Origin of the sequence: Pseudomonas palleroniana, assembly GCF_022836895.1 — a bacterium.
Lineage (GTDB): Bacteria > Pseudomonadota > Gammaproteobacteria > Pseudomonadales > Pseudomonadaceae > Aquipseudomonas > Aquipseudomonas palleroniana.
In genome coordinates, this window is sequence record NZ_CP092411.1 from 825,521 (window position 1) to 839,919 (window position 14,399).

The following is a 14,399-nucleotide window of genomic DNA, read 5'->3' on the forward strand; positions in this document are numbered from 1 at the left end:
CTTCTTCAGGAGACAACTCCATGAGCCTCAATATTTTCTGGTTTCTGCCTACCCATGGCGACGGCCATTACCTTGGCACCGCCGAAGGCGCTCGCGCCGTCGACCACGGTTATTTGCAGCAAGTGGCCCAGGCCGCCGACCGCCTGGGCTTCGGCGGCGTGCTGATTCCCACTGGTCGTTCCTGCGAAGATTCCTGGCTGGTAGCCGCTTCGCTGATCCCCGTGACCCAGCGTCTGAAATTCCTGGTCGCGCTACGCCCCGGGATCATTTCCCCGACGGTGGCCGCGCGTCAGGCGGCGACGCTGGATCGCCTGTCCGGTGGTCGTGCGCTGTTCAACCTGGTCACGGGTGGCGATCCGGAAGAATTGGCCGGTGACGGCTTGTTCCTCAGCCACGAAGAGCGCTATCAGGCCTCGGTGGAGTTCACTCGGATCTGGCGCCGCGTGCTGGAAGGCGAAACGGTGGATTACGACGGCGAGCACATCAGCGTCAAAGGCGCCAAGTTGCTCTACCCACCCATCCAGCAACCGCGCCCGCCGCTGTATTTTGGCGGCTCCTCCGAAGCGGCCCAGGACCTGGCTGCCGAACAGGTGGAAATGGTGCTCACCTGGGGCGAGCCACCTGCTGCCGTCGCCGAGAAAATCGAACAGGTACGCGCCAAGGCCGCCAAGCTTGGGCGCACCGTGCGCTTCGGTATCCGCCTGCATGTGATCGTGCGCGAAACCAATGAGGAAGCCTGGAAAGCCGCCGACAAGCTGATCTCCCATCTGGACGACGACACCATTGCCCGTGCCCAGGCTTCCCTGGCGCGCTTTGATTCGGTTGGCCAACAGCGCATGGCCGCGCTGCACGGCGGCAGCCGCGACAATCTCGAAGTCAGCCCCAACCTGTGGGCCGGCGTCGGCCTGGTGCGCGGCGGTGCCGGTACGGCACTGGTGGGCGATGGCCCGACGGTAGCGGCGCGGGTCAAGGAATACGCAGACCTGGGTATCGATACGTTTATCTTCTCGGGTTATCCCCACCTGGAAGAGTCGTATCGGGTGGCCGAGCTGTTGTTCCCGCACCTGGATATCGAACGCCCCGAATTGCCGAAAAGCGCCGGTTACGTCAGCCCGTTCGGTGAGATGGTCGCCAACGACATCCTTCCCAAAGCTGCATCACAGAGCTGAGGCGGCGCCATGAATCTTGAAAAATTGAGCCAGCGCATCGCGCCGTGGCTGCTGCCGATCCTGTTGTTGGCGGTCTGGCAGTTGTCGGTGTCGGCGGGCTGGTTGTCCACGCGCATTCTGCCGGCGCCGAGCGCGGTGATCGAAGCCGGGATCAACCTGGTGCGCAGCGGCGAAATCTGGACGCATTTGGCGATCAGTGGCTGGCGTGCGGGCCTTGGGTTCTTGATCGGTGGCAGCATCGGCCTGGCCCTGGGCTTTATCACCGGTTTGTCGAAATGGGGCGAGCGCCTGCTGGACAGTTCGGTGCAGATGATCCGCAACGTGCCGCACCTGGCGCTGATTCCGTTGGTGATCCTGTGGTTCGGCATTGACGAGACGGCGAAGATTTTCCTGGTGGCGCTCGGCACGTTGTTCCCGATCTACCTGAACACCTACCACGGCATCCGCAACGTCGACCCGGCGCTGGTGGAAATGTCGCGCAGCTATGGCCTGTCCGGGTTCAGCCTGTTCCGTCAGGTGATCCTGCCGGGGGCGCTGCCGTCGATTCTGGTGGGGGTGCGCTTTGCCTTGGGCTTCATGTGGCTGACGCTGATCGTGGCGGAAACCATCTCGGCCAGCTCCGGCATCGGTTATCTGGCCATGAACGCCCGCGAATTCCTGCAAACCGACGTGGTGGTGCTGGCCATCGTGCTTTACGCGGTCCTCGGCAAACTGGCCGACCTCGCCGCCCGTGGCCTGGAACGTGTGTGGCTGCGTTGGCACCCGGCTTACCAAGTCAATAAAGGAGGTGCGGCATGACGGCTCAACAACCCCCGCGCCTGCTTAAAGGCATCCCGCTGGCGGTGCGCAAATTGCGCAAGGCCTTTGGTGCGCGGGAAGTGCTCAAAGAAATAGACCTGCATATCCCGGCTGGCCAGTTTGTGGCCGTGGTTGGCCGCAGCGGATGCGGTAAAAGCACCTTGCTGCGCCTGTTGGCGGGCCTGGACAAAGCCAGTGGCGGTGAGCTGTTGGCGGGTTCCGCGCCGCTTGATGAAGCGATTGAAGATACGCGGTTGATGTTCCAGGAAGCGCGCTTGCTGCCATGGAAAAAGATCATCGACAACGTGGGCCTCGGCCTCAAGGGCAACTGGCGTCCCCAGGCCCTGGAAGCGTTGGACGCAGTGGGCCTGGCCGAACGTGCCAATGAGTGGCCGGCGGCCTTGTCCGGTGGCCAGAAGCAGCGCGTGGCCCTGGCTCGCGCGTTGATTCACCAGCCGCGCCTGTTGCTGCTCGACGAGCCGCTGGGCGCGTTGGACGCGCTGACCCGCATTGAGATGCAGCAACTGATCGAAAACCTTTGGCGCAAGCACGGCTTTACCGTGTTGCTGGTGACCCACGATGTCAGCGAAGCCGTGGCCATTGCCGACCGGGTGATCCTGATCGAAGACGGTGAAATCGGCCTGGACCTCGTTGTCGACCTGCCACGCCCACGAGCCCGAGGCTCGCACCGCCTGGCCGCACTCGAAGCCGAAGTGCTCAACCGTGTGCTGTCGCTGCCTGGCTCGCCGCCGGAACCGGAACCTGTTTCACCGCTGCCTACGCAATTGCGATGGGCTCAATAACTCACTTGTCCCATGAAGGAAGAAGACCATGACTATTAAAGCTATCAACGTGCGTAACCAGTTCAAAGGCACCATCAAGGAAATCGTCGAAGGCGATGTGCTGTCGGAAATTGACGTACAGACCGCATCGGGCATCGTCACGTCCGTGATCACCACCCGTTCGGTCAAAGAGCTGGAGCTGGTGATTGGCAGTGAAGTGATTGCCTTTGTGAAATCCACCGAGGTGTCGATCGCCAAGTTGTGATCGTTCTTGAGGCCGCCATCGGGGCAGCCCCCTCGCACATTTGATCTGTGAATAGATTCAAAGTGTGGGAGGGGGCTTGCCCCCGATGAGGCCCTTTCAACCACCCCGGAACTCAACGCTTGGGCAGGTAAGCCGGCAGGTACAACCCCACATACGCGTCAAACACCCGCATTCCTTCTTCCGCCATGCGCGGCGTAATCAGCCCATGCTGATGCACCGAGCGCGCATAGACGCGGTCGCTCAGCTCCAGTGCCAGTGCAAACACATCCACATCGGCGGGTAAGGTCGGCACCTCGAAATGCCGATTGAACACGGTGAGCATCAAGTCGCCCAATTCCAGATCATGCTGACGGTCGGCCTGGGTCACTTCGGTCAGCCCGTGCTGGGCCAGGATCAGCTGGCGAGCGGCGGCGTCCTGGTCGTAGATGGCCAGCATGCGCTGTTCGACGATGTAGGACAGGTCGCGCCAGTGCTTGAGAGACTCATGCTCGATGGGTGCCTGGATGGCGGCCCGGAAAGCGGCGTGCACATCGGCGGTCAGCGCTTCCAGCAGCGCCGGCACGCTGGCGAAGAAGTGATACACCGACGACGGCGGGATCTGTGCTCGCTCGGCCACGCTGTAGATCGACAGACTCGCCACGCCTTCGGCGGCCAGCAAGGTGCGGGCGGCGTCGAGGATCGCATCAATCCGGGCCTGGCTGCGGGCGCGGGGTTTGCGAGGGGCGGTGGGGCGGGTAGTCATGGACGTCTCCTACAAGGCAGCGGGCATTGTATGAGCAGGAATCTGTGTTGTCTTCCAGGCCGCCATCGGGAGCAAGCCCCCTCCCACAGTTTGATTTGTGAATACATTCAAGTGTGGGAGGAGGCTTGCTCCCGATGAGGCCAACCCAGTGTCCTAGCAGAAACGCATAAAAAAACGCCGCCGACCAAAGTCGGCAGCGTTCGTTATCAGCGCAGCAACCGTTTATACGGTATGCAGGTACCAGTTGTACTCAAGGTCGGAGATGGAGTGTTCGAACTCTTCCAGCTCACTTTCCTTACAGGCGACGAAGATATCGATGTATTTAGGATCGATGTACTTGGCCATCACCTCGCTGTCATCCAACTCACGCAGGGCATCGCGCAGGTTGTTCGGCAGGCTCTGCTCGTTCTGCTCGTAGCTGTTGCCTTCCACCGGTGCATTAGGCTCGATCTTGTTGGTCAGGCCGTGGTGCACGCCTGCCAGGACCGAAGCCATCAGCAGGTAGGGGTTGGCGTCGGCGCCGGCCACACGGTGTTCGATACGTACGGCATCGGACGAGCCGGTCGGTACGCGAATCGCCACGGTGCGGTTGTCCAGGCCCCAGCACGGCGAGTTCGGCACATAGAACTGCGCGCCGAAACGCCGGTAGGAGTTGACGTTGGGGCACAGGAACGCCATTTGGGCGGGTAGGGTCTCGAGCACACCGCCGATCGCGTGACGCAATGCGGCGTTCTGCTCGGGATCCTCGCTGGCAAAGATGTTCTTGCCGTCCTTGTCCAGGATCGAAATGTGTACGTGCAAACCGTTGCCTGCCTGGCCTGGGTAAGGCTTGGCCATGAAGGTGGTGTCCATCTCATGGTCGTAGGCGATGTTCTTGATCAGGCGCTTGAGCAGTACGGCGTAGTCGCAAGCCTTGATCGGGTCGGCCACGTGGTGCAGGTTCACTTCGAACTGCGCCGGGGCACTTTCCTTGACGATGGCGTCGGCCGGGATGCCTTGCTCTTTGGCACCTTCCAGAATGTCCTGGAGGCAGTCGACGTATTCGTCGAGGTCGTCGATCAGGTAGACCTGTGTCGAGTGCGGGCGTTTGCCGGAGATCGGCGAGCGGGGCGGTTGTGGGCGGCCATTCACGTTCTCCTGGTCGATCAGGTAGAACTCAAGTTCGAAGGCGGCGCAGATCGTCAGGCCGAGGTCGTCGAATTTGCTGACAACCTGGCGAAGCACTTCGCGCGGATCGGCGAAGAAAGGTTCACCTTCAAGTTCGTGCATGGTCATCAGCAGTTGCGCGGTTGGGCGCTTTTGCCAAGGTTCATTGCACAGGGTATCGGGGATTGGATAACAGATTCGGTCAGCATCACCGATGTCCAGGCCCAGGCCGGTGCTTTCCACCGTCGAGCCGTTGATATCCAGGGCAAATAAAGAGGCAGGCAGGTTGATGCCCTTCTCGTAAACCTTGTGGAGGCTGGTGCGTTCGATGCGCTTGCCGCGCACCACACCATTCATATCCGCAATTAGAAGGTCTACGTACAGAACCTCAGGATGATCCTTAAGGAACGCGTTCGCTTCGTTAAGCTGAACGGCACGCGGGGGTACCGACATGATGCAACACCTTTGTTGTTAAAAATATCAATCATTGATCTTTTCTGGTTTCAGTCAACCCGAACGGCATGCCGAAGTCAAGCGAGGCATTTTTCGCCCTAAAAAAGCGCCACGAGGGCATTTTTGGGGCTTTTTGGGGCGGTTTTTTGGGTTTGAAGGGCTTGGGACTCGCAGGCTTGAGCGGGCCGTGTTGTATTTTTTACGGGGGTGTTGTGTAAAAAAATGAACAAGGCTAAGCTCGATTCAAACCCATAACAGCAATAATACCGGGGTGTTTCATGTTTCACCTGCCGCCATTCGGCGTCTTTGCCTGCTTGCGCCAGGCGTTGTCCGCAGTCCGTTCACCCCGCGTGAATGCCCGCGTACCGGCCAATATTCTTGACGGCCTGTCCGACCTCCTTTTTGCCTTCTCAACTGTGACTGACCGGCTGCCGTCCACGCTGCCGATCATGATTCTGCACAACTTTGGCCTGAGGAATGCAACGCAGCAGCAAATGACGGGTAAGCTCCTACCCTGAACGAAAAAGCGACGCGGATGCTGCGTCAACCAACGCCTGACCTTTAATGGATGTCAGGAAACCCAGCCCAGAGGCATTTATGAGTAACAACCTCGACCAGCTCACCGATTGGTTGAAAGACCACAAGATCACAGAAGTCGAATGCATGATTGGCGACCTCACCGGCATCACCCGGGGCAAGATCTCGCCGACCAACAAGTTCATCGCCGAGAAAGGCATGCGTCTGCCCGAGAGCGTGCTGCTGCAGACCGTCACCGGCGACTACGTCGAAGACGACATCTATTACGAATTGCTCGACCCGGCCGACATCGACATGATCTGCCGCCCCGACCAGAACGCCGTATTCCTGGTGCCTTGGGCCATTGAACCGACCGCCCAGGTGATCCACGACACCTACGACAAGCAAGGCAACCCGATCGAGCTGTCGCCGCGCAACGTACTCAAGAAAGTCCTCAAGCTCTATGCCGATAAAGGCTGGCAGCCCATTGTGGCGCCGGAGATGGAGTTCTACCTGACCAAGCGCTGCGAAGACCCGGACTTCCCGCTGCAACCGCCGATTGGCCGTTCCGGTCGCCCGGAAACCGGTCGCCAGTCCTTCTCTATAGAAGCGGCCAACGAATTCGACCCGCTGTTCGAAGACGTCTACGACTGGTGCGAACTGCAGGAACTGGACCTCGACACCCTGATCCACGAAGACGGCACTGCGCAGATGGAAATCAACTTCCGTCATGGCGATGCCCTGTCCCTGGCCGACCAGATCCTGGTGTTCAAGCGCACAATGCGCGAAGCCGCGCTCAAGCACGACGTGGCCGCCACCTTCATGGCCAAGCCGATGACCGGCGAGCCCGGCAGCGCGATGCACTTGCACCAGAGCATCATCGACATCGCCACCGGCAAGAACGTCTTCTCCAATGAAGACGGGACCATGAGCCAGCTGTTCCTCAACCACATTGGCGGCCTGCAGAAATTCATCCCTGAATTGCTGCCGCTGTTTGCCCCTAACGTGAACTCGTTCCGCCGTTTCCTGCCCGACACCTCGGCGCCGGTCAACGTGGAATGGGGCGAAGAAAACCGCACCGTCGGTTTGCGTGTGCCGGATGCCGGCCCGCAGAACCGCCGCGTGGAAAACCGCCTGCCGGGCGCCGACGCCAACCCGTACCTGGCCATTGCCGCCAGTTTGCTGTGTGGCTTCATCGGCATGGTCGAAGGCCATAACCCAAGCGCGCCCGTGGTGGGCCGTGGTTACGAGCGACGCAATCTGCGCCTGCCGTTGACCATCGAAGATGCCTTGGAACGCATGGAAAACAGCAAGACCATCGAGAAATACCTGGGTCGCAAATTCATCACAGGCTACGTCGCGGTCAAGCGGGCCGAGCATGAAAACTTCAAGCGCGTGATCAGTTCATGGGAGCGGGAATTCCTGCTCTTCGCCGTCTGACGCGCCGGGCGCACTGTGGGAACAGCGCGCCCTTCACTGAAAAGTCTAGGAGATTGGTATGTCCAGCAACAACCCGCAAACCCGTGAATGGCAAGCCTTGAGCAGCGATCATCACTTGGCGCCGTTCAGCGATTTCAAGCAATTGAAAGAGAAGGGCCCACGGATCATCACCAAAGCCCACGGTGTTTACCTGTGGGACAGCGAAGGCAACAAGATCCTCGACGGCATGGCCGGCCTGTGGTGCGTGGCGGTCGGTTACGGTCGTGATGAGCTGGCTGACGCCGCCGCCAAGCAGATGAAAGAGCTGCCGTACTACAACCTGTTCTTCCAGACGGCTCACCCGCCGGTACTGGAACTGGCCAAGGTGATTGCCGACATTGCACCGGCCGGCATGAACCATGTGTTCTTCACCGGTTCCGGCTCCGAAGGCAACGACACCATGTTGCGCATGGTCCGCCACTACTGGGCGATCAAGGGCCAACCGAATAAAAAAGTCATCATCAGCCGCAAGAACGGCTACCACGGTTCCACCGTGGCCGGCGCGAGCCTGGGCGGCATGACGTATATGCATGAACAGGGCGACTTGCCGATCCCGGGCATTACCCATATCGCCCAGCCTTACTGGTTCGGCGAAGGCGGCGACATGAGTCCCGAGGAGTTCGGGGTCTGGGCCGCCAACCAACTGGAAGAGAAGATTCTGGAACTGGGCGTGGACAACGTCGGTGCCTTTATTGCCGAGCCGATCCAGGGCGCTGGTGGAGTGATCGTGCCGCCGGATACCTACTGGCCGCGCATCAAGGAAATCCTGGCCAAGTACGACATCCTGTTTGTCGCCGACGAAGTGATCTGCGGCTTCGGCCGTACCGGTGAGTGGTTCGGCAGCGACTTCTATGACCTCAAGCCGCACATGATGACCATCGCCAAGGGCCTGACCTCGGGCTACGTGCCCATGGGCGGCCTGATCGTGCACGACGATGTAGTTGCCGTGTTGAACGAAGGGGGTGATTTCAACCACGGTTTTACTTATTCCGGGCACCCGGTGGCAGCGGCGGTGGCCCTGGAAAACATCCGCATCCTGCGCGATGAAAAAATCGTGGATCGCGTGCACGAAGAAACGGCACCGTATTTGCAGAAACGTCTGAGGGAACTGGCTGACCACCCGTTGGTGGGTGAAGTTCGCGGTGCAGGCATGCTGGGTGCGATCGAGCTGGTCCAGGACAAGGCCACCCGCAAGCGCTATGAAGGCAAAGGCGTGGGCATGATTTGCCGCAACTTCTGCTTCAACAACGGGCTGATCATGCGCGCCGTGGGTGACACCATGATCATTTCGCCGTCGCTGGTGATCAGCAAGGCCGAAATCGACGAACTGGTGACCAAGGCGCGGACGTGCCTGGACCTGACTTTGGCGGCATTGCAGGGCTAAGTGCTAGGCTCAGTACGCGGTTCACTGAGCAGTTATAAATGTAGGGGCCTTGGTTGAAAGCCGGCCCCTGAACTTGCCAGACTGTCCCCCTGTTTTGTTGCCCTCCGGAAGGGCCGCCGAACATAAAAGAACGTGGCCCAAAAAAGAAAAATTGGAGCATCACCATAATGAAGGCATTAGGTTTGAAGAACGCTGGCAAGACTCTCCTCGCCTTGTCCCTGATGGGCGCAATGGCGGGTGCGGCCCAGGCAGACGATAAAGTGCTGCACGTCTACAACTGGTCTGACTACATTGCACCGGACACCATCGCCAACTTTGAAAAAGAGTCGGGCATCAAAGTGGTGTACGACGTTTTCGACAGTAACGAAACCCTGGAAGCCAAGCTGCTGGCAGGCAAGTCCGGCTACGACATCGTCGTTCCGTCGAACAACTTCCTCGCCAAGCAGATCAAGGCCGGTGTCTACCAGGAGCTGGACAAGTCCAAGCTGTCCAACTACGACAACCTGAACAAATCCCTGCTTAAAGCCGTGTCGGTCAGCGACCCAGACAACAAGCACGCCTTCCCTTACATGTGGGGCTCGATCGGCATCGGCTACAACCCGGAGAAGGTCAAGGCCGCGCTGGGCGTGGACAAGATCGATTCGTGGGACGTGCTGCTCAAGCCTGAAAACATTGCCAAGCTCAAGAGCTGCGGCGTGAGCTTCCTCGACTCGCCGACCGAAATGCTGCCGGTGGCTCTGCACTACCTGGGCCTGCCAACCGACACTCAGGATAAAAAACAGCTCAAGCAAGCCGAAGACCTGTTCCTGAAAATCCGTCCGTCGATCAGCTACTTCCACTCGTCCAAGTACATCTCGGACCTGGCCAACGGCAACATCTGTGTCGCCGTGGGTTACTCGGGTGATATCCAGCAGGCCAAGTCCCGTGCGGCCGAAGCCGGCGGCAAGGTCAAGGTGGCCTACGATATTCCGAAAGAAGGTGCAGGCAGTTTCTATGACATGGTCGCCATCCCTAAAGATGCCGAAAACGTCGACGCCGCCTACAAGTTCATGAACTACCTGCTCAAGCCGGAGGTCATGGCTGCGATCACCGACAGCGTGCGTTTCCCGAACGGTAACGAGAAGGCTACCGCACTGGTCGACAAGGAAATCACCAGCGACCCAGGCATCTACCCGCCAGCCGATGTGCAGGCCAAGCTCTACGCCATTGCTGACTTGCCGGCTGCGACCCAGCGTGAAATGACACGCAGCTGGACCAAGATCAAATCCGGTAAATAAGCCTTAAACCGGAGGGGAGTGTGGGAGGGGGCTTGCTCCCGATAGCGGTGTATCAACCAACATATGGGTATCCGATTGACCGCTATCGGGAGCAAGCCCCCTCCCACATGACCCGCTCCCACACATTTAAATGACAGAAAGTTTTGCCGGATCGGTTTATCGAGGGTAAGTTGCGCGCCGGTTTTGTTGCCGGGCAACAACTTTTGGGCCCAACTATTTAAGAGGACCTCCACTTGCCAATTTCTTTATTTCGCAAAGCCTTGCTGGTGGGTGCAGGTATCACGCTGGCTGTCAGCGTGCAGGCCGCCCCGACTGTGCATATTTATAACTGGTCGGACTACATCGGCACCGACACGCTGGCCAATTTCGAAAAGGCTACCGGCATCAAGCCCGTGTATGACGTGTTCGATTCCAACGAAACCCTGGAAGGCAAGTTGCTGGCCGGGCGTACCGGCTACGACGTGGTCGTGCCGTCCAACCACTTCCTCGGCAAGCAGATCAAGGCCGGGGCGTTCCAGAAACTCGACAAGTCTTTACTGACGAACTATTCCAATCTTGACCCGGCGCTGCTCAAGCGTCTGGAAAAGAACGATCCGGGTAACCAGTACGCAGTGCCGTATCTGTGGGGCACCAATGGCATCGGTTACAACGTCGACAAGGTCAAGGAAGTGCTCGGCGTCGATCATATTGACTCCTGGGCCGTGCTGTTCGAACCGGAAAACATGAAGAAGCTGGCCACTTGCGGCGTATCGTTCATGGACTCGGCGGATGAAATGCTGCCGGCGGTGCTCAACTACATGGGCTTGAACCCTAACAGCACCAACCCCGAAGACTACAAGAAGGCCGAAGAAAAGCTGCTCAAAGTGCGGCCCTACGTGACCTATTTCCATTCTTCCAAATACATTTCCGACCTGGCCAACGGCAACATCTGCGTGGCGGCAGGCTTCTCCGGCGATGTGTTCCAGGCCAGGTCTCGCGCGGCTGAAGCGGGCAAGGGCGTGAACATTGCCTACGTGATTCCGAAAGAAGGCGGCAACCTGTGGTTTGACGTGCTGGCGATCCCCAAGGACGCCACCAACGTCAAAGAGGCCCACGCCTTCATCAACTATTTACTGCAACCTGAGGTGATCGCTCAGGTCAGTGATGTCGTCGGTTATGCCAACCCTAACCCAGGGGCGGACAAACTGATGGATCAATCGATACGCACTGACGCAGCGGTTTACCCACCGCAGGCGGTTCTCGACCGGACATTCGTCAACTTCGAGTTACCCCCGAAAGTGCAGCGTTTGATGACCCGTAGCTGGACCAAGGTCAAGACGGGCAAGTAAGGCTCAAACTATCCAAGGTTTCGTCCGTGTTGGTCGAACAGAAAACTTTGTTGGGAGTTTCGCAAATGGCAGTTGCCTCCGGCGCCTATAAGAAAGCCCTCGAGGGCGACCAGACACCGAAAAAGGTGTTGGTCAAAATCGACCGGGTCACGAAGAAGTTCGACGAGACGATTGCCGTGGACGATGTGTCCCTGGAAATCAAGAAAGGCGAGATCTTCGCCTTGCTCGGCGGTTCGGGCTCAGGCAAATCCACCTTGCTGCGCATGCTCGCAGGCTTCGAGCGCCCAACGGAAGGTCGCATCTACCTCGACGGTGTGGACATCACCGACATGCCGCCGTACGAGCGGCCGATCAACATGATGTTCCAGTCCTACGCCTTGTTCCCTCACATGACCGTGGCGCAGAACATCGCCTTCGGCCTGCAACAGGACAAGATCCCCAAGGCCGAAATCGACGCCCGGGTGGCCGAGATGCTCAAGCTGGTACAGATGAGCCAGTACGCCAAGCGCAAGCCGCACCAGTTGTCCGGTGGTCAGCGTCAGCGTGTGGCCCTGGCCCGCTCCCTGGCCAAGCGCCCGAAACTGCTGCTGCTCGATGAGCCGATGGGCGCGCTGGACAAGAAACTGCGTTCGCAGATGCAGCTTGAACTGGTTGAGATCATCGAGCGCGTGGGTGTGACCTGCGTCATGGTGACCCACGACCAGGAAGAGGCCATGACCATGGCTGAACGCATCGCGATCATGCACCTGGGCTGGATCGCCCAGATCGGCAGCCCGATCGATATCTACGAAACCCCGACCAGCCGCCTGGTGTGCGAATTCATCGGCAACGTCAACATCTTCGACACCCAGGTGGTGGATGACGCCGAAGGCCACGCGGTGCTCAAGTGCCCGGACCTGGACCGCGACATCTACGTGGGCTACGGCATCGCCACCTCGGTGGAAGACAAATCCGTGACTTATGCCATTCGCCCGGAAAAACTGCTGGTCACCACCGAAATGCCGACCTGCGAGCACAACTGGTCCAGCGGCAAAGTGCACGACATTGCCTACCTGGGTGGCCATTCGGTGTTCTACGTGGAACTGCCGAGCGGCAAACTGGTGCAGTCCTTCGTGGCTAACGCCGAACGCCGTGGCCAGCGTCCGACCTGGGGCGACCAGGTCTACGTGTGGTGGGAAGACGACAGCGGCGTGGTACTTCGCTCATGAACATGAAGAAGCTCAAGCGCCAGTTGCAACGAATAACTCCCGATGGTCGACACGTGGTTATCGGGATTCCATTTCTTTGGTTGTTCCTGTTCTTCATGCTGCCGTTCTTCATCGTCTTGAAGATCAGCTTTGCCGAAGCCGACGTCGCGATCCCGCCTTACACCGAGATCTACACCTTCGTTGAGCAGAAACTGCAGGTGGTGCTCAACCTGGCCAACTACTCGATGTTGGGTGACGACGAGTTGTACATCGCCGCATACCTGGGCTCGTTGAAGATGGCGTTTTTCAGCACGCTCCTGTGTCTGTTGATCGGCTATCCGATGGCCTACGCCATCGCCAGCGCGCGCAAAGAGATGCAGACCGTGCTGGTGCTGCTGATCATGATGCCGACCTGGACCGCGATTCTGATCCGTGTGTATGCGTGGATGGGCATCCTCAGCAACAACGGTTTGCTCAACGGCTTCCTGATGTCCATCGGGTTGATCAACGAGCCGCTGCAGATCCTCAATACCAATATTGCGGTGTATATCGGCGTGGTCTATTCGTACCTGCCGTTCATGATCCTGCCGCTGTATGCCAACCTGGTCAAACATGATCAGAGCTTGCTGGAAGCCGCGTCCGACCTGGGGTCGAGCACCTTCAACAGCTTCTGGAAGATCACCGTGCCGCTGTCCAAGAACGGCATCATCGCCGGTTGCATGCTGGTGTTTATCCCGGTAGTGGGCGAGTTCGTGATCCCGGAACTGCTGGGCGGCCCGGAAACCCTGATGATCGGTAAAGTGTTGTGGCAAGAGTTCTTCAATAACCGTGACTGGCCGGTGGCCTCTGCCCTGGCGGTGGTGATGCTGGCGATCCTGATCGTGCCGATCATCCTGTTCAACCGCAGCCAAGCCAAAGAGATGGAGGGCAAGATATGAAGCGCGTCAGTTTCTCAAGCTTCATGCTGGTGGCGGGGTTGCTGTTCATCTACCTGCCGATGCTGATCCTGGTGATCTACTCGTTCAACGAATCCAAGCTGGTGACAGTCTGGGGTGGTTGGTCGATCAAGTGGTACGTCGGCCTGTTGGACAACACCCAGTTGATGGGCTCGGTGGCCCGCTCGCTGGAAATCGCCTGCTATACGGCGGTGGCTGCGGTGGCCCTGGGCACCCTGGCAGCCTTCGTGCTGACGCGCATCAGCCAGTTCAAGGGCCGCACGCTGTTCGGCGGTCTGGTGACCGCGCCGTTGGTGATGCCGGAAGTGATCACCGGTCTGTCGCTGTTGCTGCTGTTTGTGGCCATGGCGCAAATGATCGGCTGGCCCCAGGAGCGTGGCATCGTCACCATCTGGATCGCCCACACCACTTTCTGTGCGGCGTATGTGGCGGTGGTGGTGTCGGCGCGCCTGCGTGAGCTGGACCTGTCGATTGAAGAGGCGGCGATGGACCTGGGGGCGCGACCGTGGAAGGTGTTCTTCCTGATCACGATCCCGATGATCGCGCCATCGTTGGCAGCGGGCGGCATGATGTCGTTCGCGTTGTCCCTGGATGACCTGGTATTGGCCAGCTTCGTATCGGGCCCGGGCTCGACGACCTTGCCGATGGAAGTGTTCTCGGCGGTGCGCCTTGGGGTCAAACCCGAGATCAACGCCGTGGCCAGCCTGATTCTGTTGGCGGTGTCGCTGGTGACCTTCCTGGTGTGGTTCTTCAGCCGTCGTGCCGAAGAGCACCGCAAGAAAGCCATCCAGCAAGCCATCGAAGAAGCGGCGGCGGATGGCTGGCAGCAGCCGGACAAGCGCCGCGCGGCAGCACCGGTCTAATCAGGTCTACCTGAAGAAACTGGATCAAACTGTGGGAGCGGCCAAGCCCGCTCC

The 14,399-nt window shown here is 59.2% G+C and carries 14 protein-coding genes; 12 read left to right on the forward strand and 2 right to left on the reverse strand.

Going from position 1 to position 14,399, the window contains the following annotated elements:
• Positions 1 to 20: 20 nt before the first annotated feature.
• From ssuD to MJP36_RS03590, 4 genes are read left to right on the forward strand one after another with little or no spacing between them, the layout of a single operon-like run.
• Complete coding sequence (gene ssuD, locus MJP36_RS03575) at positions 21 to 1,169, forward strand: FMNH2-dependent alkanesulfonate monooxygenase (protein WP_060753545.1); 1,149 nt, start codon at positions 21 to 23, stop codon at positions 1,167 to 1,169.
• Between the two features lie 9 nt (positions 1,170 to 1,178).
• On the forward strand, positions 1,179 to 1,967 hold the full coding sequence (gene ssuC, locus MJP36_RS03580) for an aliphatic sulfonate ABC transporter permease SsuC (RefSeq protein WP_244384894.1): 789 nt from the start codon (positions 1,179 to 1,181) through the stop codon (positions 1,965 to 1,967).
• Positions 1,964 to 2,770, forward strand: a complete 807-nt coding sequence (ssuB, locus tag MJP36_RS03585) for an aliphatic sulfonates ABC transporter ATP-binding protein (RefSeq protein WP_060753543.1) — start codon at positions 1,964 to 1,966, stop codon at positions 2,768 to 2,770. Before ssuC ends, ssuB begins: the two co-directional genes overlap by 4 nt.
• A 28-nt stretch (positions 2,771 to 2,798) precedes the next feature.
• Positions 2,799 to 3,014, forward strand: a complete 216-nt coding sequence (locus MJP36_RS03590) for a TOBE domain-containing protein (protein WP_003213899.1) — start codon at positions 2,799 to 2,801, stop codon at positions 3,012 to 3,014.
• A 112-nt stretch (positions 3,015 to 3,126) separates the two neighbouring features.
• Here the strand turns inward: MJP36_RS03590 and MJP36_RS03595 are convergent, their stop codons facing one another.
• Both MJP36_RS03595 and MJP36_RS03600 read right to left on the reverse strand, forming a co-directional pair.
• Positions 3,127 to 3,756 carry a TetR/AcrR family transcriptional regulator gene (locus tag MJP36_RS03595; RefSeq protein ID WP_060753542.1) on the reverse strand — a complete coding sequence of 210 codons (630 nt, stop codon included), beginning with the start codon at positions 3,754 to 3,756 and terminating at the stop codon, positions 3,127 to 3,129.
• Between the two features lie 222 nt (positions 3,757 to 3,978).
• Positions 3,979 to 5,355, reverse strand: a complete 1,377-nt coding sequence (locus MJP36_RS03600; RefSeq protein ID WP_010207341.1) for a glutamine synthetase family protein — start codon at positions 5,353 to 5,355, stop codon at positions 3,979 to 3,981.
• Positions 5,356 to 5,633: 278 nt separating this feature from the next.
• On the opposite strand from MJP36_RS03600, the gene MJP36_RS03605 reads away from it, so the two are divergent.
• The 8 genes from MJP36_RS03605 (at position 5,634) to MJP36_RS03640 (ending at position 14,345) form a co-directional block, all read left to right on the forward strand.
• Positions 5,634 to 5,873, forward strand: a complete 240-nt coding sequence (locus MJP36_RS03605; protein ID WP_090368103.1) for a hypothetical protein — start codon at positions 5,634 to 5,636, stop codon at positions 5,871 to 5,873.
• 79 nt (positions 5,874 to 5,952) lie between these two features.
• The gene (locus MJP36_RS03610; RefSeq protein WP_060753539.1) at positions 5,953 to 7,311 is read left to right on the forward strand and encodes a glutamine synthetase family protein; all 1,359 of its coding nucleotides are present in this window, start codon (positions 5,953 to 5,955) and stop codon (positions 7,309 to 7,311) included.
• A gap of 58 nt (positions 7,312 to 7,369) precedes the next feature.
• Positions 7,370 to 8,734: an aspartate aminotransferase family protein gene (locus MJP36_RS03615; protein WP_090368105.1), complete on the forward strand. Its 1,365-nt coding sequence runs from the start codon at positions 7,370 to 7,372 to the stop codon at positions 8,732 to 8,734.
• Positions 8,735 to 8,916: 182 nt separating this feature from the next.
• Positions 8,917 to 10,011: a polyamine ABC transporter substrate-binding protein gene (locus MJP36_RS03620; protein WP_090372294.1), complete on the forward strand. Its 1,095-nt coding sequence runs from the start codon at positions 8,917 to 8,919 to the stop codon at positions 10,009 to 10,011.
• 233 nt (positions 10,012 to 10,244) lie between these two features.
• Positions 10,245 to 11,339: a polyamine ABC transporter substrate-binding protein gene (locus MJP36_RS03625; RefSeq protein WP_060753537.1), complete on the forward strand. Its 1,095-nt coding sequence runs from the start codon at positions 10,245 to 10,247 to the stop codon at positions 11,337 to 11,339.
• A gap of 65 nt (positions 11,340 to 11,404) precedes the next feature.
• Positions 11,405 to 12,547: an ABC transporter ATP-binding protein gene (locus MJP36_RS03630; protein WP_028618367.1), complete on the forward strand. Its 1,143-nt coding sequence runs from the start codon at positions 11,405 to 11,407 to the stop codon at positions 12,545 to 12,547.
• On the forward strand, positions 12,544 to 13,464 hold the full coding sequence (locus MJP36_RS03635; protein ID WP_060753535.1) for an ABC transporter permease subunit: 921 nt from the start codon (positions 12,544 to 12,546) through the stop codon (positions 13,462 to 13,464). Before MJP36_RS03630 ends, MJP36_RS03635 begins: the two co-directional genes overlap by 4 nt.
• The gene (locus MJP36_RS03640; RefSeq protein WP_244384895.1) at positions 13,461 to 14,345 is read left to right on the forward strand and encodes an ABC transporter permease subunit; all 885 of its coding nucleotides are present in this window, start codon (positions 13,461 to 13,463) and stop codon (positions 14,343 to 14,345) included. Before MJP36_RS03635 ends, MJP36_RS03640 begins: the two co-directional genes overlap by 4 nt.
• Positions 14,346 to 14,399: the final 54 nt, after the last annotated feature.

What these genes read in the sequence shown, in the direction of transcription:
- ssuD (WP_060753545.1), top strand. Translation starts at nt 21, where the DNA reads ATGAGCCTCAATATTTTCTGGTTTCTGCCTACCCATGGCGACGGCCAT.
- ssuC (WP_244384894.1), top strand. Translation starts at nt 1,179, where the DNA reads ATGAATCTTGAAAAATTGAGCCAGCGCATCGCGCCGTGGCTGCTGCCG.
- ssuB (WP_060753543.1), top strand. Translation starts at nt 1,964, where the DNA reads ATGACGGCTCAACAACCCCCGCGCCTGCTTAAAGGCATCCCGCTGGCG.
- MJP36_RS03590 (WP_003213899.1), top strand. Translation starts at nt 2,799, where the DNA reads ATGACTATTAAAGCTATCAACGTGCGTAACCAGTTCAAAGGCACCATC.
- MJP36_RS03595 (WP_060753542.1), bottom strand. Translation starts at nt 3,756, where the DNA reads ATGACTACCCGCCCCACCGCCCCTCGCAAACCCCGCGCCCGCAGCCAG.
- MJP36_RS03600 (WP_010207341.1), bottom strand. Translation starts at nt 5,355, where the DNA reads ATGTCGGTACCCCCGCGTGCCGTTCAGCTTAACGAAGCGAACGCGTTC.
- MJP36_RS03605 (WP_090368103.1), top strand. Translation starts at nt 5,634, where the DNA reads ATGTTTCACCTGCCGCCATTCGGCGTCTTTGCCTGCTTGCGCCAGGCG.
- MJP36_RS03610 (WP_060753539.1), top strand. Translation starts at nt 5,953, where the DNA reads ATGAGTAACAACCTCGACCAGCTCACCGATTGGTTGAAAGACCACAAG.
- MJP36_RS03615 (WP_090368105.1), top strand. Translation starts at nt 7,370, where the DNA reads ATGTCCAGCAACAACCCGCAAACCCGTGAATGGCAAGCCTTGAGCAGC.
- MJP36_RS03630 (WP_028618367.1), top strand. Translation starts at nt 11,405, where the DNA reads ATGGCAGTTGCCTCCGGCGCCTATAAGAAAGCCCTCGAGGGCGACCAG.
- MJP36_RS03635 (WP_060753535.1), top strand. Translation starts at nt 12,544, where the DNA reads ATGAACATGAAGAAGCTCAAGCGCCAGTTGCAACGAATAACTCCCGAT.
- MJP36_RS03640 (WP_244384895.1), top strand. Translation starts at nt 13,461, where the DNA reads ATGAAGCGCGTCAGTTTCTCAAGCTTCATGCTGGTGGCGGGGTTGCTG.